We start from the raw sequence: 17,226 nt of genomic DNA on the forward strand, positions 1-17,226 counted from the left end.
ATGGCGATGATGCGATATGCCGAAGCGCTCAATGCCGCGCTGCGCGAGGAGATGCAGGCCGACCCTTCCGTCTTCCTCTTCGGCGAGGATATCGCGCGCTATGGCGGCGTCTTCAAGGTCACGAAGGGCCTGATGGAGGAGTTCGGCGAAAGGCGGGTGCGCGACACGCCGATCTCCGAACAGGCGCTGACCGCCATGGCAGTGACCGCCGCCATGACTGGCACCCGGCCGGTGCTTGAAATCATGTATGCGGATTTCATGCCGCTGACGCTCGATGCGCTGGTCAACCAGGCCTCGATCTACAACTACATCTGGAACGGCCAGGTGAAGATGCCCTTCGTGCTGCGCACCCAGGGCGGCGGCGGCGCCGGCGCCGGCGCGCAGCACTCCAAGGCGCTCGATTCCATGGTCGCCCATATTCCCGGCATCAAGGTCGTCGCGCCTTCGACGCCGGCCGACGCCAAGGGCATGCTGAAGGCTGCCATCCGCGACGATCAGCCGGTCGTCTTCCTCGAGCACAAGCTGCTCTACAATATCCGCGGCGAGGTGCCCGACGGCGACGTGACGGTGCCGCTCGGCAGGGCGGCGATTGTGCGCGAAGGCAGCGACATCTCGATCTTCGCCACGTCCAAGATGGTGGTCGAGGCGTCGAAGGCCGCCGATCTTCTAGCCACGGACGGCGTTTCGGCCGAGATCGTCGACCTCCGATCGCTGCGCCCCCTCGACGTCGATGCCATCGTCGCTTCGATCACGAAGACGCATCATGCGGTGGTGGTCAATGAAGGCTGGCGCTTCTGCGGCTATGCCGCCGAGCTGTCGGCCACGATCATGGATCACGCTTTCGACGAGCTGGACGCGCCGGTCGCGCGCGTCACGCTGCCGGACATGCCGATCCCCTATTCCGAGCCTCTTGAGACGGCGATGCTGCCGAGCGCCGAGAAAATCCGCGTCGCCGCGCTGAAGACGCTGAAGTGACGGAGACGGCGATGGCCACCCATCCGATCAGCATCGACAGCGCCGGCGGCGAATATATGGAAGCCGTGTTGGTGGTCGCCTGGGCGGCCAAACCGGGCGATCCGGTCAAGGCCGGCGATCTTGTCGTCACCGTCGAGACGGCCAAGGCGGCAACCGAGATCGAAGCCGACCGCGATGGCTGGCTGGCGGAAATCTTCTTCACCGAAGGGCAGGAAGCGCCGGTGGGCGCCGTGCTCGGCACCATCGCGGACGAGAGGCCCGCGGGCCAGACGATTTCGACCGGCACACCGGCCGCGACATTGCCGGCAGCCAATCCTGCGCTCGCGGCCGGCAACGCCTCTTCCACCGCCAGCCAGAGCGGCACACGCGCCATCGCCAGCCCGCTCGCCCGCCGGCTTGCCGCCGCGGCGGGTCTTGATCTTTCGACCATTACCGGAAGCGGCCCCAGGGGGCGCATCAAGAAGCGCGATATCGACGCCGTTCTCGCCGCGCGTCCGGACGAACCTGGCGGGATCCGGGTGGCCCTGGCCGCGCTGGCAGCATCGCCCGCTGCCGCGCCGCCGCGGCAAACGGCACCGGTGCTGCTGCTCCATGGCTTCGGAGCCGACAGCTCCGTCTGGCGGCAGGTCGTGCCGTTGCTCGAACCGGGAATTGAGACGATCAGCCTCGACCTGCCCGGCCACGGCGCAGAAGCCGCGCGGCCCGCGAAAGATATCGAGGAGATCGCCTTCAACCTCTCCGATCGCCTGGAAGCCATCGGCGTACGGGACGCCCATCTCGCCGGCCATTCGCTGGGTGGCGCGGCGGCCCTTGCGCTGGCCCGGCTAGGCCGCCTCACGGTGCGCTCAGTCACCCTTTTCGCCCCGGGCGGACTCGGTCCCGAGATCAATGCGGGCTTCATCGCCGGGCTTGCCCGCGCGACCAGCGTCCAGGCACTGGAACGGTGGCTGGCAGTCATGGTGGGCAACCCGGCAGCCCTGCCCGCCGGCTATGCGCAAGCAGCGCTCAGGCAGATCGACAAGACAGGAAATCGCGACGCGCTGGCCGCAATGGCCGAGACCCTGTTTCCCGACGAAACGCAAGGCTTCGACCTGACGACGGCGCTTGCCGGGCTTGGCGTGCCGACGCGGCTTGTGTGGGGCCGGCTCGACCGCATTATACCGGCCACCCACGCGGCCCGCGCGCCGGGCTTTGCCGCGGTCCATCTCCTCGACGGGATCGGTCATGTGCCGCAGATCGAAGCGCCGGCGCTGACTGCCAGGCTCATCTCGGAGACGGTTCGGAGCTGCGGCTAGCCCGATCGACAGACCAGTCACGATTTCGACGGCTCAAGCAACGCCGGACCAGACCAGAAGGAGCTACCGAGATGATCTTCGACCATCGCACCTACACCGCCCGCCCCAACAAGCTGCCGCATTTCCTCAAGCTCTACGAGGATGTCGGCCTGCCCATGCAGCGGCACTATCTGGGCGAGCCCTTCGGCTTCTTCCAGACCCATATCGGCGATCTCTCGCGCACCGTTCATCTGTGGAAATTCGACAGCCTTGCCGACAGGGAGGGGCGGCGCGATCGCATGGAAGCCGACCCGGAATGGCAGGCCTATCGCCGCAAGGTCATCGAGACAGATTACCTGCTCGACATGCGCAACCAGATCCTGAAGCCCGTCTCCTTCTTCAATCCTGGGAAATAAGATGGACCTGAATTTCTCGGCCGAAGGGCAAAGCTGGCCGATACGGCTCACAGGCGATGCCGAGCGCACCCGCAGGGCGCTGCTTTCGGCGCTGCCCATGCGCCTGCAACTGCACACGCCCAAGATCGCCGGCAGCCACATCTATTGGCACGCGCCCTTCGTGGAGGATCTGGAAGGCGCAACGCATGTGCTTGCCGCCAGCGCCGGCGCCTTCATCTACTGGCCGGTGCGGCAGTTCCTCGAAATCACCTTCGCGCCGCTGCAGGCCGAGAATGCCGAGGTCACCGTGCTCGGCCATCTCGACGCGCCGGTGAAGGGCATCGCCGAGCTCGCCGCCATGCTCAAGCTCGACCAGGGCCGCCGCATCCTCGAAGGCACGCTCTCCAGGGTGGACGGCGATGCCCCCGCACCGCCGGCGCCATCGCCGCTGCCGCAGGATATCGTCGCGGCACGCAAGGCGCTGTGGGCGGCTTGTCCGGCCGACATCGGCCGGGCGACATCCTCGCGCGCCATCATGCATCCGGCGGGACCCGTCTTCACCGCGGAATCGGAAGCCCGGGTGCTGCACGAATTCCTTTGGTGGATCCGCGCCGAGCGCGGAACGGACGAAGCCATGCGGCGCCACGCCGCGGCGCTGGCGCTCGACAAGGCGGCGACGCGCCTTCGCGATTTCTGCCATATGGAGGAAACGCCGGCGCTGCTTTTCCGGCTCAAGGCGGCGATGGGCGACGCATACCCGTTCGATGCCCTGATCGACGAGGCGATCCTGGTCGCCGGACGGATCGGCGCCTGGCTCGATCTGCTCATCCCATGGAACGATCTCAACGAAGCCTTCCGCGCCGCGCTCGACGGAACGAGGGCCTGACCATGGAAAAGCTGAGGATCGGCGTTGTCGGCTTCGGCGTGATCGGACAGCGCTGGACGGCCTGCTTCGCGCACGCCGGACATGACGTGCGCGTCTACGATCCGACAGAGCGGCGCGAGGCAACCCTCCACGACGTTCTGCCGGCGCTGATGGCCGATCTCGACGCGTTGAGAGGCCCCTCGCCGGCGCCGGGTGCGGTCCAGCTTTTCCAGACGCTGACCGAGACGCTCGACGGCGTCGACTTCGTGCAGGAAAACGGTCCGGAGGATCTGCCGCTCAAGCGCTGGCTGCTCGCTGAGATCGAGGACCATGTCGGCGACGCGGTCATCATCGCCTCCTCCTCCTCGGCGCTTCTCGTCTCCGACATGCAGGCCGAGTGCCGCTTGCCCCAACGCATCGTGCTTGGCCATCCGTTCAACCCCGCGCACCTGATGCCGCTGGTCGAGATCGTCGGCGGCAAGGCGACGGATCCAAAGGCGATCGCGCGAGCGCGCGCCATCTACGAGGCCATCGGCAAGAAGCCGGTGACGCTCAACCGGGAAGTGACCGGCCACATCGCCTTACGCCTGATGGGCGCGATGTGGCGCGAGGCGATCGCGCTGGTGCGCGACGGCGTCGCCTCGGTCGAGGATGTCGACAGGGCCTTCATGTACGGGCCAGGGCCGAAATGGACTCTGCAGGGTTCTTTCATTTCCAACATGCTCAACGCGGACGGCATCGACGATTTCCTGCGCAAATACGGCCCCACCTATCAGGCGATCTGGGACACGCTCCTGGATGCCAGGCTCGACAGCGATACGGTCCGCTCGATCACGGCCTCGACGAATGCGGCGGTGGACGGCCGCGGCCAGGAGGAGTTGAAGGCGGCGCGGGAAACCGGGCTCGTCGGCATTCTCAAGACAGTCGCCGAGCACGGCGCGCTCTAAATCAAAGAGATAGAGCATATGTCGCCCGAAAGCCGCTTCACACTTTTCGGCATCATGCTCTGATCACCGCACCCGGGAGAACGGCCATGGAGTATCGCAACGCCCTCGTCACCGGCGCCTCGAAAGGCATAGGTGCCGCGATCGTCGAAAGCCTCGTGGCGGAAGGGCTGACCGTCCATGCGCTGGCGCGCAACAACGACGCGTTGCTTGACCTGCGGCAGCGGCTCGGACCGCTGGTCAGGCCGCTGGCCGCCGACGTGCGTGACGTGGAAGCGATCGCCGCCGCGCTCGGTGCGGCGGAAATCGACGTGCTGGTCAACAATGCGGGCGGCCTGGCCACGGTGCGCCCCTTGCACGAACAGAGCGCCGAGGAAACGGCCGAGGTGGTGGCGCTGAACCTTACCGCGCCGCTGCAGCTCATCCGCCTTCTGTTGCCCGGCATGATCGCGCGCAAGCGCGGCCATATCTTCAACCTGACCAGCACGGCGGGCAGCGCCGTCTTTCCCGGCACCACTGCCTATGGCGCGGCCAAGGCCGGGCTGTCGCAGGCAGGCCGCATCCTGCGCTTCGACCTGGCCGGCAACGGCGTGCGGCTGACCGAGATCGCTCCCGGGCGCGTGGAGACGGATTTCTACCTCCAGGCTTTCGACGGCGACCGCGAAGGCTTGCGCAAGCGCATCTATTCGCAACAGCGGCCGCTACACCCGGCCGACATTGCCGCCGTGCTCGTTTCGGCATTGCGCCTGCCGGATCACGTCGATCTGGCGGAGCTCATCGTCGCACCCAGCGAACAGGCCGCCGGCGGCCAGGTCTATCCACCCGCCCCGCAACGGTGAGGGCTGTGGCCGAGAGCCTCGCGCGATCAGCCCGGCGCCTGCCTTGTCAACTTGTCGAGCACCGCCGCGCAAGCCTCGTTCCATGCGGCAGGCACGCCGCGCGCCGACAGAACCTGCAGGCCGCGCTCGGTAATGCCTCCCGGTGTCACCAGCTCCTCTAGCAGTTGGTCCATCGGATCGAGCTTTTCAGCGATCAGCTTGCCGGCCGCCACGAATGTCATGGCCGTCAGCCGGCGGGCAATGGTCGGATCGAGGCCTTGGGCATTCGACCATTCGGCGGTCCCGCGGATCAGGTCCTGCGCCCAACCGTAGACGGCTGCGCTGACCGTCGCCACTTCGAAATCCCTTTCGCTGGCCAAGGCGATCGACGGGCCGAGCCGGCCGAGAACCGCGCGGGCCTCTTCGACGTCCGGGAAATAGGCCGTTGGGCTGGCGCCGATTTCGGCGGCGGTGAACGGCATCGCGCGCACCACCCGTGCGGGCGCGACGCCAAGCCGCGACAGCGGCACGCCGGCGCAAACCGAAATCAAAAGCTGCCCCTCGCGCCACGGCAGGTCCTGGACGACCTGCGGCGCCTGCGCGGGCCGCACCGCGAGAATTACGATGTCGGCTCGCTCGACGAGATCGCGGTTGCCCGCCGCGAGCCGGAAGCCGTGCCGGGCACAAAGCGCCGCCGCCTTGCCTCGGGGCGACAAAAGGATGCTCTCGGGGCCAAGCCCGGAGCGCTGAAACCCGGCCAGCATCGAGGCCGCCAGATGGCCGACGCCAAGAACCCCCAGGATCATTGCCGCCCCCCGGGTTCGAACCTCTCACTTGCCATTCGCGCCGGTTTGGGAAAGAAAGGCGCATCGCAAAGTGTCGACACGAGCTGCACGCAAATCAGATGGGAGCCCTCATGACCGAACGCGCCGAGAGTACCGACAACGATCCGCTCCTCGCCGGCGAGACCGATACGCGTCGCACCGCCGACAGCAGCGAACGAGCCTACAACACCATCCGCAAGCTTCTCGTCGAGTTCACGCTCAAGCCGGGCGAGCGGATCAACGAGGTGCAGCTTTCGCGCGGCCTGGGCGTTTCGCGCACGCCGATACGCGAGGCGCTGAACCGGCTCGCCTCCGAAGGCTTCGTCTCGCTCACGCCCAATCGCGGCTTCTTCGTCAGGAACCTCAGCACCGAGGGACTGCTCGATCTCTATGAGCTGCGCTCGATCATCGAATGCGCCGCTTTCAAGCTGATGTGCGAACGCGCGGAGGACAGCGAGATCGACCGCCTGCGGCAGTATTGGGAGGCGATCGTCGACGGCTATCGCGACCAGGCGCCCGACATCATCCTTGCAGAGGATGAAGGCTTCCACCTGCTCATTGCCGAGCTCTCCGGAAATCCGGAGCTCGTCGGCCAGCTTGCCTCCATCAATGCCCGGATCCGCTTCATCCGCCGCATCCAGATCGAGCACCCCTCGCACGACAAGACGCAGGTCACCTCCCACTCGGCGATTGTCGCCGCCGCCGTCAAACGGGACGCCGAGAACGGCATGAAACTGTTGCGCGAGCATATCGAAATGACCGTCTCCGCCACGCAGCAGGCGCTCAAAGACGCGCTGCTCAGGGTTTTCGCGCCGGGAAACGGCGCGGATTTGAAGCGCCGCCGAAGGGCCCGCGACACATAATCCGTATCTGAGCACAAAATTGAACGCAATAGTGTAGACACTTTCTTGACGGCGATCTCTTTGTCTGCTTCGATGACGATCAAGGAGAAGAAGACCAGAACGGCCGCTCCCGTCGTGACCAGTAGCCAAGGGGAACCATCATGAGGAAATTCACTGCCACGCTCCTATTGGGAGCATCGTTGTTCGCGGCGCCGGCTATGGCCGAGCAGGCCACGATCGGTCTTTCTGCGCCGCTCTCCGGTCCGCAGGCCTATTTCGGCACCACGTGGCACAACGGCTTCAAACTCTATGTCGACAAGCTGAACGCCGACGGCGGGGTCAACGGCGTGACGATCGCCTACGAGCAGGAAGACGACAAGGCGGACCCGCGCGAAGGAACGCTGGTGGCGCAGAAATTCTGCGACAACGACAAGGTGGTCCTCGGCCTCGTCAACTTCAATTCCGGCGTCGCCCAGTCGACCCTGCCGATCTATGAGGATTGCTCGCTGCCGACGATGACCTTCGGCTCCAATCCTTCGCTGACGAAGCAGGGCTATAAGTTCATGGTGCGCCCCGTCGCCAACGACCTGGCGGGTGCGCTGCTGCCGGCCGAATACGCGCTCGGCAAGCTCGGCGCCAAGACCGCGCTCGTCGTCAACGACAAGCAGGTCTTCGGGCAAGGCATTTCGGAAATCTTCGCCAAGAATTTCGAGGCCGGCGGCGGCAAGGTTCTCGATACCATCGCGGTCGCGCCGACCGACGTCGACTTCACCGCCGTGCTGGCGCAGATCAAGCCCAAGAAACCGGACGTGATCTATCTCGGCGCCGTCATGCCGCAGCTCGCGCTGTTCGCCAAGCAGATGCATGAGCAAGGCATCGGCGCCACGCTGATCGTCCCCGATGGCGGCTACACGCCGGACCTCATCAAACAGGCCGGCGAGGCCAACGTCCAGGGCACGCTGGTCGCAATCCAGGTGCCGCCGATGGATGCCTCTCCGGCGATCGCCGACTTCGCCAAGCTCTACAAGGCCAAATATGGCGAGGATGCCGGCCCTTATTCGATCTACGGCTATGTCCAGGGCCAGATCCTCGAGCAGGTGCTCAAGACGACCAAGGGGCTGAAGCGCGAGGACATCAACGCCGCCCTGCACGCGGTGAAGGTCAAGACCGCGGTAGGCGAGCTGGAATTCGACGAGACCGGCGAACTCAAAGTCGCCCCATCCTACCTCTACAAGGTCGAAGGCTCGGACTTCCAGCTCGTCGGCCAGAAATAACGATTGCGCGCCGGAGCCGTTTGCCCCTTGGCGGGCGGCTCCTTCGCTTGTTTGCGGCCGTGCCCGACACAGAGCGCTGCGGCCAGGTTGATCGTTCCCCTCTCCGGCTGAGCCTGCCGGGCGGAACCCATTGCACAGGGACGCCAGCCCATGCTGGGAAACCTCATTCAACAGACAGTCAATGCCCTGACGATCGGCGCCATCTACGCGCTGATCGCGCTCGGCTACACCATGGTCTACGGCGTGCTGCGCATGATCAATTTCGCCCATGGCGAGATGTTCATGCTTGGCGCCTACGTCGCCTTCCTGTTGCTCAGCATGCTTATCGGCGATGTCGGCGCCGCGGGCGCGATCGCGCTCACCGGGGCCTTTGTCGTTGCGATCTTCGTGGTCGGAATCATCGGCGTCGGCATCGAAAGGGTGGCCTACAAACCGTTGCGAAACTCCACGCGTCTCGCGCCGATGCTCTCCTCGCTCGGCGTGTCGCTTTCGCTGGTCACCGGCATCCAGATCCTCGCCGGACCGCAGCCGGTCGCCTTTCCGAGTTTCTTTCCTTCCGTTCGCTACGAGGTGCTGGGCGGCACGGTCAGCTCGGTGCAGATCGGCATCCTGGTCGCCGCCTTCGCGCTGATGTTCGGCCTGCATTTCCTGGTCAACCGCAGCCGCATCGGCATCATCGTGCGCGCCGTCTCGGAAAGCCGGCCCACGGCCCAGCTTCTGGGCATCAACGTCAATGGCGCGATCTCGATGGTATTCTTCGTCGGGCCGCTGCTCGGCGCGGCGGGCGGCATCCTCTATGCCAGCTATTACGGCATCATGTCGCCGACCATGGGCGCCGTCATCGGCCTGAAGGCCTTCACCGCGGCAATCCTCGGCGGCATCGGCTCCATTCCCGGCGCCATGCTCGGCGCCTTCATCCTGGCCTTCGTCGAGGTCGGAGGAACGGCGCTGCTGCCCGTCGTCACCCACGGCGTGCTCGGCACCGAATACCGCGATGTGCTCTCCTTCGCGATCCTCATACTCGTGCTCCTGGTCCGCCCCGCCGGCATTCTGGGCGAGGCCGTGTCCGAGGAGAGCATCGTGTACAAGAGGGAGTTCTGATGTCCGTCGCCGAGACCCTCACCGCCGCCAGGCCGCGCTCGGGACGGACCGTTTCGTTCCTCTTCCTCGCCATCGCCATCACGCTGATCGTGGCGACGCCCTTCCTGCCCAACTACTATGTCCGCGTCATCAACAGCTTGCTGATCTACATCCTGCTCGGCATCGGGCTGAACATCGTGATCGGCTATGCGGGACTGCTCGATCTCGGCTTCGTCGCCTTCTACGCGGTCGGCGCATACAGCTACGCGCTGCTTGCGAGCCCGCAGCTCGACCTGCATTGGCCGTTCCTGCTCATCCTCCTGGTCGCCGCCTGCCTCGGCGCCGCCACCGGCATACTGCTCGGCATACCGGTGCTGAGGCTGCGCGGCGACTACCTTGCCATCGTCACGCTCGGCTTCGGCGAGATCATCCGCATCATCATCAACAATATGGACTGGCTCACCGGTGGACCGAAGGGCATACCACGCCTCGACAAGGCCTCGATCCTAGGCATCCAGGTCGCCCGACCGATCGATTTCTTCTGGCTGTTGCTCGTCACCGTGCTGGTGGTCGGCATGCTGGTCTGGCGGCTGGAGCGCTCCATCCTCGGCAAGGCCTGGGCGGCCATCCGCGAAGACCAGGACGCCGCTCGCGGCATCGGCATCAACACGACAAACGCCAAGCTTGCGGCCTTCGCCACCTCAGCGACGATCGGCTCGATCGCCGGCGCTATTTTCGCCGCCTCCCAGCGCTTCGTCAGCCCGGAGAGCTTCACGCTCCAGGAATCGGTGCTGATCGTGCTGATGATCGTGATCGGCGGCATCGGCAACATTCTCGGCATCGTCGCGGGCGCGGCGATCCTGATGCTCTTGCCCGAAGTGCTGCGCGAGTTCGCCGAATGGCGCATCCTCTTCCTCGGGCTCCTGATGATCTTCCTGATCATCGTGCGCCCGGCGGGAATCGTGCCGCGCAGCTTCGGGCCGGACAAGCTCATCAGGAGGCTTTTCGGCAAATGACCCTGGCCTTCGACAGACTGCGAAAGCAATACGGCCAGGTCGTCGCCATCGACGACGTGACGGCCTCCTTCGCTCCCGGGCTCATCCATGGCGTGATCGGACCGAACGGCGCCGGCAAGTCGACGCTCATCAATATGACCGCCGGCTCCTACAGCGTCTCCTCGGGATCGATCACGCTGGACGGAAAGCGCCTCGACACACTCAAGAAGTATCAGATCGCCAATTCCGGCGTGGCCCGCACCTACCAGAATATCCGGCTCTTCGACCAGATGACGGTGCTCGAGAACCTGGAAGTGTGCTTCTACCCGGTCGATGTCGCCGGCACATGGAAGGAAGTGATGTGGCCGCCCTATGCCTCAGCCAGGCGCGAAAGACGGCGCGAGAAATGCATGGAGATCCTGCGCTTCTTCGATTTGCAAGGCTACGCCGATTCCGATGCCGGCAGCCTGCCCTATGGCCGGCAGCGCATGCTGGAGATCGCCCGAGCGTTGGTCCCGAATCCGCGCGTGCTGCTGCTCGACGAGCCGGCCGCCGGCCTCAATCATCACGAGACGGCGGAACTGACCGCGAGGCTTGCCGCCCAGCGCCTGCCCGACCGGATCACCATCATTGTCGAGCACGACATGGATCTGGTCATGTCGCTCTGCGACAACATCATCGTCATGCATCACGGCAAGCTGCTGTTCCAAGGCACGCCCGCCGAGGTGCAGGCGAGCCCCGACGTCCAACTCGCCTATCTGGGAACCGCCAATGACATCGACGACATCCGGGCCGCTGCTCAGGATCGCCGGGCTCAGCTCGGGATACGGGCGCGTCGGCGTTCTTGAAGACATCGACATAGAGGTCGATCCAAATGAGATTGTCGTTGTGCTTGGCCCGAACGGCGCGGGCAAGACGACGCTGCTCAATTCCATATCCGGCGTCGCGCGGGCGAGCGCAGGCACGATCACCTTCGAGGGGCGCGACATCACCGGCATGCGTCCGGAACAGGTCGTGCGCCTCGGCATCACCCATTGTCCGGAGGGCCGCCAGATCTTCCAGCGCCTGACGGTGGAGGAGAACCTTGTCGCTGCCCATATCGGCCGCGCCGGCAAGAGTTTTGAGGCGCTTCGCGCCGAGGCGTTCGATCTTTTCCCGGTGCTCAAGGAGCGCCGCAACAGCGTGGCGAGCCGGATGTCGGGCGGACAGCAACAGATGCTTGCGATCGGCCGCGCGCTGATGGCAGAACCGAAGCTGTTGATGCTCGACGAACCGTCCCTCGGGCTTGCCCCGAAAATCGTGCACCAGATCTTCCGCATCATCCTCGACCTGTCGCGCAATGGCATCTCGATCCTGCTTGTCGAGCAGAACGTCCAACTCGCGCTCGAATGCGGCGACTACGCCTATCTATTGAACACCGGCAAGGTGAAGCTGCACGGCCCGGCCCAGGAGATGGCCGAGCACTCGGCATTGAGCGAGCATTATCTCGGCGGTGCCAGCGAGGCGGTCCTTCATGTTTGAGGTCGATTGGAAGACGCCGCATCTGTGGCGCAAGACCGCGCGCTCGCGCGAAACGGCGCCGGCGCTCCAAGGTGATCTGAAGACGGATGTGCTGGTCGTCGGCGGCGGCTTCACCGGTATGGCCGCAGCACTGGGCGCGCGCGACAGCGGCGTCGACGTCATGCTGCTGGAAGGCAATGAGATCGGATCGGCTGCGTCGGGCCGCAACAACGGCCTCGTCATCTCGCATCACTCGAAGGCTGCGCCGTCGGAATTCGAGGCGGCCTACGGCAAGACCGTCGGCGCCCGCTACAATCGCATGGTGGCGGACGCGGCCGGCGTTGCCTTCGGCCTGATGCAACGCTTCAACATCGATGCCCATCAGGTGCAGGAAGGCTGGATCCAGCCAGCCCACACCGAGGCGACTCTCGCCCGCGCCCGCCAGTTCCACGACGAATGGAAAGCCTTCGGCGCGAACGTCTCCTGGCTCGACCGCGCGGAGGTGAGCACGCGCATCGGCAGCCCCTATCTCGGCGGCTGGATGGCTCATAATTCGGGCCATATCAATCCGTTCGCCATGACCGTCGGTCTTGCGGCCGCGCTAGAGCGCGAAGGCGTGACCGTCTACGAGAACTCACGCGCGTCGCGGATCGAGCGGCTAGAAGGCGGCTGGCGCGTCTTCACGGCAACGGGAAGCGTCACGGCGCCGGAGGTGGTGTTGGCGACCAACGCGCTGACCGGAGACATCTGGCCGGGACTCAAGAAGACGCTCGTACCCTTCAAAGTGTTCCAGGCTGCGACCAATCCCCTGCCCGACGAATTGCGCGCCAGGATCCTTGTCGGCAATCCGGCCGTATCCGATATGCGCAACGACCTCCGCTATTTCCACTATGACCGCGACAACCGGCTGGTCAGCGGCGGCACGCATACCTTCTGGCGCAACGAAGCCGACCGCGGCCGCGCGAAAGTCTCGCACATGCTGGGCAAGGCGTTCCGGGCCTTCGGTGGCGAACCGCAAATGGTGGAATACTGGCACGGAACCTTCGCTGTGGTGCCCGACCGCAAGCCGCGGCTTTACCGACTGGCGCCCGGCCTCGTCTTTGGCGGCGTCTATTCCGGCCGCGGCGTGGCGCTATCCATGTCGCTCGGCCAGGAGATCGGCCGCTGGGCGGCGGGCCGCCGCACCGACGGGCAGATGTCGTTGCCGGTGACGGCTATGAAACCGGTTCGCTGCCATCCGATCGCGGTGCAGGTCGCCAACCGCATGCATGCCTGGAACCGTTTTCAGGATCGGCGCCCGTAAGACGCAGATTAGCGAGTTCTATTCACTATTCGATGCGCGGTAGGAGTTTCCGTCCGAGGAGCGACGGTGGGCGACCTTCGACTCGAATCCTGCGTTGCTTTTGCAGCCCTAATCGACGCTTTCTACCAAAGCTCTACTCCATCTCCCGCCATCGTAGCGGTCCTCTTGCTCGCTAGGATCCTTCTACTACGTCTGATGGGCCTCGATGGCCCACAATAAATCAACAAACTCAAAGCAATGCTCGGAGGTTCGCCACCTTGGACTTGGCTAACCGACAGAATAAATAGGCGCTAAAGAATTGATAAATAACGATAATGGTGGGCCCGGAGGGACTCGAACCCCCAACCAAGCGGTTATGAGCCGCCGGCTCTAACCATTGAGCTACAGGCCCCACGCGGGCTGGCTTAGTGTTTTTCGCTCGTCCGCACAAGCCTCTCCGAATGCGCTGGTTCTATCGCCAGGTCAGGCCGTATCCCTGAGGTGGAGCGGTTTGCGCTTGCCCGCGGACGAAGGGTTCGCCTCCATCCAAGAGAAACGTGATCCAGCACGGGTTGCCGACTCTCCAGAGCGGCGTCTTTGTCGCCTTTTTGACCCGACTCGATCCGCGCCCGATGCCCGCGGCCTGGGACAGGTATCCGATGGCGCTCGCAGATTTTTGCTAAGCCCCGCCCTGACAGATCACCGGCACAGGCAATCTGCCCCAACGGAATAAGGGGCTATATCTTTGGTCCTTTCGGACCAATGCGTCCGACAGGATGGACCTCGGTCGATTGTGGACCAGCGGGCAAATCAGACAGTCTCGCCATCGCGCCGGCTGATACCCCCAAGCCCCCCGCCCATCGGTTGGCGCATGCCCGGCTCGCGGACCTCAAAATCCTAACCACAAAAGCGAGCCGGGCTTTCATCCGCGTGCCCGCGCCGAGACCCAAATTGCCGGAAATGCAATGAGGAGTTGGACTGTCTATCACGTCGATTTCGAAGCAGGCGGCAACAGCCCGCTTCTAACCGAGATCGGAAGCGTTGAAGCAGACAATCTCCTGGCAGCGGTTATGAAGGCACAAGCATTGTGGCCCGATGAAAGGTCCATGACCGTCCGCCCGGCCAGGCAAGACAGCCAATCGACGCAGCCGCCGGCTCCACAGCGCGACACCGATTGAACGCACGGAGCGAACAGGCCGCTCGCTTCGCCTGCGAAGCCCCGACACGATCGGGCCAAGCGCATGGAGCGCTGCCCCGGCGCGCCAACGGGATCAGTTTTTCGACACCTTCCCGACCCTGCACCACGTCATCGGCGCATCTCGGCCATTGTCGGGAATCGCTGTTGGTGGGAAACTCGGCCTGTCAGCATGGGAGGTCGAAATGCCCAATAGTTTCAAGACCGGAGACGTCGTCAGGCTGAAATCCGGAGGCCCGGAAATGACCGTCAGCGACGGGGCCGCTTCCGGCATGTATCTGTGCCACTGGTTCAACCGCGAGGGCGACGTCTGGACGCCGCAGCATGCAGGCTTCAAGCCGGACCAGCTGGTGGCGGTCGACCAACCGAAATAGGGTTTCCCGAAAGCAGCTCCTTTCCGGCTTGGCCGGAGATGTGCCGATAAGCCACCGACGGATTTTGCTCTGCCTGGCGTTTAACGGCTGAAGCGCGGCCGCCAATGGCCCGCGTCCAACCGGAGACGAGAGCATGATCCGCCCTATCCTATTCGTCGTAGCCTTTGGTTTGCAGACCGCGGCCGCGGTCGCCCAGACGACGACACCTGCCCCTGCACCGGCCCCGGCGGCGCCGGCCCCTTCGGCTCCCGCCGCCGCCAAGTCCGGCCTGACGCTGGAAAAGTTCGAGGCGCGCCGGGAAATGGCGTTCATGCGGGCCGACACCGACAATGACGGCAAGGTCAGCCTCGCCGAATGGACCGCGTTCCAGACCGCGCGCAAAGCCAAGGGCGATCCGGCCAAATCCTTCGCCCGCATCGACACCAACAATGACGGCTTCGTCGACAAGGGCGAGCTAGACGCCTTCCTGGCCAAGCGCTTCGCCAAGCTGGACAAAAATAGCGATGGGGTGCTCAGCGCCGACGAGCGGCCAGGCCACAAAACCGCTCCCAATGAGGAGCAATGACCACGAGGTTATGGCGCGCAATGACACATGCGAGCGCTCCCGTTGATGGGCGCCGATCCGGACGAGGAACTGGTACGCCGCATCGGCGCCGGCGACCCCGCCGCCGTGCAGGCGATGGTGGCGCGCAAGCTGCCGCGCATCCTGGCTCTGGCCGCGCGGATGCTAGGCGACGCGGCGGAGGCCGAGGACGTCGCCCAGGAGACTTTCGTGCGCATCTGGCGCCACGCCTCGGGCTGGCGCCGGGGGCACGCGCGCTTCGACACCTGGATCCACCGCGTCGCGCTCAACCTCTGCTACGACCGGCTGCGGCGCCGGCGCGAATGGACGACGGACGAACTGCCGGAGGTGGCCGATGAGGCGCCGCTTCCCGATGCCATACCGGGCGACGAAGAGCGCAGGGTCAACCAGGCGCTACAGCGCATCGCACCGCGCCAGCGGGAGGCGATCGTGCTGGTCTATTATCAGGAGCTGTCCAACATCGAGGCCGCGGGCGCCATGCAGGTCAGCGTCGATGCGTTGGAAAGCCTGCTCGCTCGGGGTCGTCGCGCGTTGCAGGCCATGCTCGCAGGAGATGGCGATGATTGAGACCTTGAAGCGACGGCGAATTCTGAGGACTGCTGCGTGGGGGGCCACGTCAAAATGGTGGAAGGGGGAAAAAGATGGCTGAGAAAACCACAGGCGGGCCGATGGACGCCGGGCGCTTTGCCGCGTTGGCGGATGCCTATGGCGGCGCCTTGCACCGCTGGCCGCCGGCCGAGCAGGCCGCCGCCGTGCTGTTTGCCGAGACCGAGCAAGGCCGAGCCATCCTGCAGCGCGCCGGCAGGCTCGACGCCATGCTCGACCGGCATCGGGTCGAGGTCCCCAGTGCGGCGCTCCACCGCGCAGTGGTCGCACGGGCCGCGACTGAAGTCAGGCAGGAGCGCCGCCGGCGGTTCTGGTGGCTGGGCTTCGGGCTCGCCGGTGTCGGGCTCGCCGGCGCCGTAGCCGGGCTGGCGCTGGTGACCGTGGTCAATCCGGACATCCAATCCGACCATTACGTCATGGACGCCAACGCGACGTCGTTCGGCGATGCGGGTCCAGAGCAGACCGAGGAGGATCTATGAGCCCCCGTCTCGTCGCGGCATCCCTGGTGCTCAACGTCTTTCTGATTGGCGCGCTCGCCGGCGGGACCGGCTGGCTGATCGGCAAGTCCAACCTGGGCTATTCCCTGGAATCGGCCGGCGGCAGGCTGCCGGCCGCCGACCGCAAGGCGTTCCGGCAGGCACTGCGCGAGGTGCGCAGGGAATCGCGGGACGTGATCCTCGACGGCCAGGCCGCGAGGCGGGAGGCGGCGAACCTTCTGCAGCAGCCGACGCTCGACACCGCCGCCCTTGCGGCGGCGCTCGAGCGGGCGCGCAATGCGGACGTCACCGTGCGCGCCCGGCTGGAGCAGCGCATCGTCGAGTTCGCCGCATCGGGATCGGCGGAGGACCGCCAGTTGCTGGCGGACGCCCTGTTGCGGCGCGCCGGCAGGCAGCCGCCGCCTGCAAAAAAATCGCCATAGGCGGCGACGGAAAAAGCGAACGCGCTCCGTTCAAGGGAAAGAGGGACAGGCCTGCCGTCAGTCGATGCCGGCAGGTTTCTCTTCAACCTCGGAACTTCGGGAGTAACCCATGAACAGTCTGACGAAATATTCGGCTGCGGCCGCGCTCGCCGTCGGCGGGACGGTCGCGGCAAGTGCTGCCTCGGCCATGCCGATCGCGCCGGTTGCGCCCGCCGCGCCGGCAATGATCGAGCATGTCGCCTGGGGCTGCGGTCCGGGTTGGCATCCCAACTATTGGGGCCGCTGCGTCCCCAATCGCCGCGTCGTCTATCCCGGCTATTACTACTGGGGCGGACCGCGCGTCTATATCGGCCCGGTCTGGCATCATCACCACTGGCGCCGCTGGTGACGGCCCGCTCATGACGCCGGTGCTGCGGCCGGCGTCGTGAAGCCATCCGACGACGAGGACATTCCGGTCGACGCGGCGAGCGCCGGCCGGCGA

At 65.3% G+C, this 17,226-nt stretch carries 20 protein-coding genes and 1 tRNA gene; 19 read left to right on the forward strand and 2 right to left on the reverse strand.

What is annotated here, in order from left to right; translation table 11 throughout:
• The 6 genes from DPM35_RS15045 (at nucleotide 1) to DPM35_RS15070 (ending at nucleotide 5,292) form a co-directional block, all read left to right on the forward strand.
• On the forward strand, nucleotides 1-975 hold the full coding sequence (locus DPM35_RS15045; protein WP_112128061.1) for an alpha-ketoacid dehydrogenase subunit beta: 975 nt from the start codon (nucleotides 1-3) through the stop codon (nucleotides 973-975).
• An 11-nt stretch (nucleotides 976-986) separates the two neighbouring features.
• Nucleotides 987-2,270 carry an acetoin dehydrogenase dihydrolipoyllysine-residue acetyltransferase subunit gene (locus DPM35_RS15050; protein ID WP_146767958.1) on the forward strand — a complete coding sequence of 428 codons (1,284 nt, stop codon included), beginning with the start codon at nucleotides 987-989 and terminating at the stop codon, nucleotides 2,268-2,270.
• 71 nt (nucleotides 2,271-2,341) lie between these two features.
• Nucleotides 2,342-2,665: an NIPSNAP family protein gene (locus DPM35_RS15055; protein ID WP_112128063.1), complete on the forward strand. Its 324-nt coding sequence runs from the start codon at nucleotides 2,342-2,344 to the stop codon at nucleotides 2,663-2,665.
• 1 nt (nucleotide 2,666) lies between these two features.
• Nucleotides 2,667-3,530, forward strand: a complete 864-nt coding sequence (locus tag DPM35_RS15060; RefSeq protein WP_112128064.1) for a hypothetical protein — start codon at nucleotides 2,667-2,669, stop codon at nucleotides 3,528-3,530.
• The gene (locus DPM35_RS15065) at nucleotides 3,476-4,456 is read left to right on the forward strand and encodes a 3-hydroxyacyl-CoA dehydrogenase NAD-binding domain-containing protein (protein ID WP_112128065.1); all 981 of its coding nucleotides are present in this window, start codon (nucleotides 3,476-3,478) and stop codon (nucleotides 4,454-4,456) included. Before DPM35_RS15060 ends, DPM35_RS15065 begins: the two co-directional genes overlap by 55 nt.
• A gap of 86 nt (nucleotides 4,457-4,542) precedes the next feature.
• Nucleotides 4,543-5,292, forward strand: coding sequence for an SDR family oxidoreductase (locus DPM35_RS15070; protein ID WP_181592033.1), 750 nt, complete (start codon nucleotides 4,543-4,545; stop codon nucleotides 5,290-5,292).
• A 26-nt stretch (nucleotides 5,293-5,318) separates the two neighbouring features.
• Here the strand turns inward: DPM35_RS15070 and DPM35_RS15075 are convergent, their stop codons facing one another.
• Nucleotides 5,319-6,077: a pyrroline-5-carboxylate reductase family protein gene (locus DPM35_RS15075; RefSeq protein ID WP_112128067.1), complete on the reverse strand. Its 759-nt coding sequence runs from the start codon at nucleotides 6,075-6,077 to the stop codon at nucleotides 5,319-5,321.
• Nucleotides 6,078-6,187: 110 nt separating this feature from the next.
• On the opposite strand from DPM35_RS15075, the gene DPM35_RS15080 reads away from it, so the two are divergent.
• From DPM35_RS15080 to DPM35_RS15110, 7 genes are all read left to right on the forward strand, one after another.
• Nucleotides 6,188-6,958: a GntR family transcriptional regulator gene (locus tag DPM35_RS15080; protein WP_181592034.1), complete on the forward strand. Its 771-nt coding sequence runs from the start codon at nucleotides 6,188-6,190 to the stop codon at nucleotides 6,956-6,958.
• Nucleotides 6,959-7,098: 140 nt separating this feature from the next.
• Nucleotides 7,099-8,211, forward strand: a complete 1,113-nt coding sequence (locus DPM35_RS15085) for a branched-chain amino acid ABC transporter substrate-binding protein (protein WP_112128069.1) — start codon at nucleotides 7,099-7,101, stop codon at nucleotides 8,209-8,211.
• A gap of 150 nt (nucleotides 8,212-8,361) precedes the next feature.
• Complete coding sequence (locus DPM35_RS15090; protein WP_245431546.1) at nucleotides 8,362-9,312, forward strand: branched-chain amino acid ABC transporter permease; 951 nt, start codon at nucleotides 8,362-8,364, stop codon at nucleotides 9,310-9,312.
• Nucleotides 9,312-10,307: a branched-chain amino acid ABC transporter permease gene (locus DPM35_RS15095; RefSeq protein WP_112128070.1), complete on the forward strand. Its 996-nt coding sequence runs from the start codon at nucleotides 9,312-9,314 to the stop codon at nucleotides 10,305-10,307. Before DPM35_RS15090 ends, DPM35_RS15095 begins: the two co-directional genes overlap by 1 nt.
• Nucleotides 10,304-11,134 (forward strand): ABC transporter ATP-binding protein, encoded by an 831-nt coding sequence (locus tag DPM35_RS15100; RefSeq protein ID WP_112128071.1) that lies wholly within the window; start codon nucleotides 10,304-10,306, stop codon nucleotides 11,132-11,134. Before DPM35_RS15095 ends, DPM35_RS15100 begins: the two co-directional genes overlap by 4 nt.
• On the forward strand, nucleotides 11,058-11,807 hold the full coding sequence (locus tag DPM35_RS15105; protein WP_112128072.1) for an ABC transporter ATP-binding protein: 750 nt from the start codon (nucleotides 11,058-11,060) through the stop codon (nucleotides 11,805-11,807). Before DPM35_RS15100 ends, DPM35_RS15105 begins: the two co-directional genes overlap by 77 nt.
• Nucleotides 11,800-13,089: an NAD(P)/FAD-dependent oxidoreductase gene (locus tag DPM35_RS15110; RefSeq protein WP_112128073.1), complete on the forward strand. Its 1,290-nt coding sequence runs from the start codon at nucleotides 11,800-11,802 to the stop codon at nucleotides 13,087-13,089. Before DPM35_RS15105 ends, DPM35_RS15110 begins: the two co-directional genes overlap by 8 nt.
• A gap of 315 nt (nucleotides 13,090-13,404) precedes the next feature.
• Here the strand turns inward: DPM35_RS15110 and DPM35_RS15115 are convergent.
• Nucleotides 13,405-13,480, reverse strand: a tRNA-Ile gene (locus DPM35_RS15115).
• Nucleotides 13,481-14,448: 968 nt separating this feature from the next.
• Here DPM35_RS15115 and DPM35_RS15125 point away from each other — a divergent pair.
• From DPM35_RS15125 to DPM35_RS15150, 6 genes are all read left to right on the forward strand, one after another.
• Nucleotides 14,449-14,637, forward strand: coding sequence for a YodC family protein (locus tag DPM35_RS15125; RefSeq protein ID WP_112128075.1), 189 nt, complete (start codon nucleotides 14,449-14,451; stop codon nucleotides 14,635-14,637).
• Nucleotides 14,638-14,770: 133 nt separating this feature from the next.
• Nucleotides 14,771-15,202 (forward strand): EF-hand domain-containing protein, encoded by a 432-nt coding sequence (locus DPM35_RS15130; RefSeq protein ID WP_112128076.1) that lies wholly within the window; start codon nucleotides 14,771-14,773, stop codon nucleotides 15,200-15,202.
• Nucleotides 15,203-15,247: 45 nt separating this feature from the next.
• Nucleotides 15,248-15,787: an RNA polymerase sigma factor gene (locus DPM35_RS15135; protein ID WP_112128077.1), complete on the forward strand. Its 540-nt coding sequence runs from the start codon at nucleotides 15,248-15,250 to the stop codon at nucleotides 15,785-15,787.
• Nucleotides 15,788-15,861: 74 nt separating this feature from the next.
• Nucleotides 15,862-16,305: a hypothetical protein gene (locus DPM35_RS15140; RefSeq protein ID WP_112128078.1), complete on the forward strand. Its 444-nt coding sequence runs from the start codon at nucleotides 15,862-15,864 to the stop codon at nucleotides 16,303-16,305.
• Nucleotides 16,302-16,745 (forward strand): periplasmic heavy metal sensor, encoded by a 444-nt coding sequence (locus DPM35_RS15145; RefSeq protein WP_112128079.1) that lies wholly within the window; start codon nucleotides 16,302-16,304, stop codon nucleotides 16,743-16,745. The genes DPM35_RS15140 and DPM35_RS15145 overlap by 4 nt, the downstream gene beginning before the upstream one ends.
• A gap of 109 nt (nucleotides 16,746-16,854) precedes the next feature.
• Nucleotides 16,855-17,133 (forward strand): GCG_CRPN prefix-to-repeats domain-containing protein, encoded by a 279-nt coding sequence (locus DPM35_RS15150; protein ID WP_112128080.1) that lies wholly within the window; start codon nucleotides 16,855-16,857, stop codon nucleotides 17,131-17,133.
• Nucleotides 17,134-17,226 lie beyond the last annotated feature (93 nt).

It is taken from the genome of Mesorhizobium atlanticum (assembly GCF_003289965.1).
GTDB lineage: Bacteria > Pseudomonadota > Alphaproteobacteria > Rhizobiales > Rhizobiaceae > Mesorhizobium > Mesorhizobium atlanticum.

Coding starts and splice junctions, on each gene's coding strand:
- DPM35_RS15045 (WP_112128061.1), top strand. CDS start 1: ATGGCGATGATGCGATATGCCGAAGCGCTCAATGCCGCGCTGCGCGAG.
- DPM35_RS15050 (WP_146767958.1), top strand. CDS start 987: ATGGCCACCCATCCGATCAGCATCGACAGCGCCGGCGGCGAATATATG.
- DPM35_RS15055 (WP_112128063.1), top strand. CDS start 2,342: ATGATCTTCGACCATCGCACCTACACCGCCCGCCCCAACAAGCTGCCG.
- DPM35_RS15060 (WP_112128064.1), top strand. CDS start 2,667: ATGGACCTGAATTTCTCGGCCGAAGGGCAAAGCTGGCCGATACGGCTC.
- DPM35_RS15065 (WP_112128065.1), top strand. CDS start 3,476: ATGGAACGATCTCAACGAAGCCTTCCGCGCCGCGCTCGACGGAACGAG.
- DPM35_RS15070 (WP_181592033.1), top strand. CDS start 4,543: ATGGAGTATCGCAACGCCCTCGTCACCGGCGCCTCGAAAGGCATAGGT.
- DPM35_RS15075 (WP_112128067.1), bottom strand. CDS start 6,077: ATGATCCTGGGGGTTCTTGGCGTCGGCCATCTGGCGGCCTCGATGCTG.
- DPM35_RS15080 (WP_181592034.1), top strand. CDS start 6,188: ATGACCGAACGCGCCGAGAGTACCGACAACGATCCGCTCCTCGCCGGC.
- DPM35_RS15085 (WP_112128069.1), top strand. CDS start 7,099: ATGAGGAAATTCACTGCCACGCTCCTATTGGGAGCATCGTTGTTCGCG.
- DPM35_RS15090 (WP_245431546.1), top strand. CDS start 8,362: ATGCTGGGAAACCTCATTCAACAGACAGTCAATGCCCTGACGATCGGC.
- DPM35_RS15095 (WP_112128070.1), top strand. CDS start 9,312: ATGTCCGTCGCCGAGACCCTCACCGCCGCCAGGCCGCGCTCGGGACGG.
- DPM35_RS15100 (WP_112128071.1), top strand. CDS start 10,304: ATGACCCTGGCCTTCGACAGACTGCGAAAGCAATACGGCCAGGTCGTC.
- DPM35_RS15105 (WP_112128072.1), top strand. CDS start 11,058: ATGACATCGACGACATCCGGGCCGCTGCTCAGGATCGCCGGGCTCAGC.
- DPM35_RS15110 (WP_112128073.1), top strand. CDS start 11,800: ATGTTTGAGGTCGATTGGAAGACGCCGCATCTGTGGCGCAAGACCGCG.
- DPM35_RS15125 (WP_112128075.1), top strand. CDS start 14,449: ATGCCCAATAGTTTCAAGACCGGAGACGTCGTCAGGCTGAAATCCGGA.
- DPM35_RS15130 (WP_112128076.1), top strand. CDS start 14,771: ATGATCCGCCCTATCCTATTCGTCGTAGCCTTTGGTTTGCAGACCGCG.
- DPM35_RS15135 (WP_112128077.1), top strand. CDS start 15,248: ATGGGCGCCGATCCGGACGAGGAACTGGTACGCCGCATCGGCGCCGGC.
- DPM35_RS15140 (WP_112128078.1), top strand. CDS start 15,862: ATGGCTGAGAAAACCACAGGCGGGCCGATGGACGCCGGGCGCTTTGCC.
- DPM35_RS15145 (WP_112128079.1), top strand. CDS start 16,302: ATGAGCCCCCGTCTCGTCGCGGCATCCCTGGTGCTCAACGTCTTTCTG.
- DPM35_RS15150 (WP_112128080.1), top strand. CDS start 16,855: ATGAACAGTCTGACGAAATATTCGGCTGCGGCCGCGCTCGCCGTCGGC.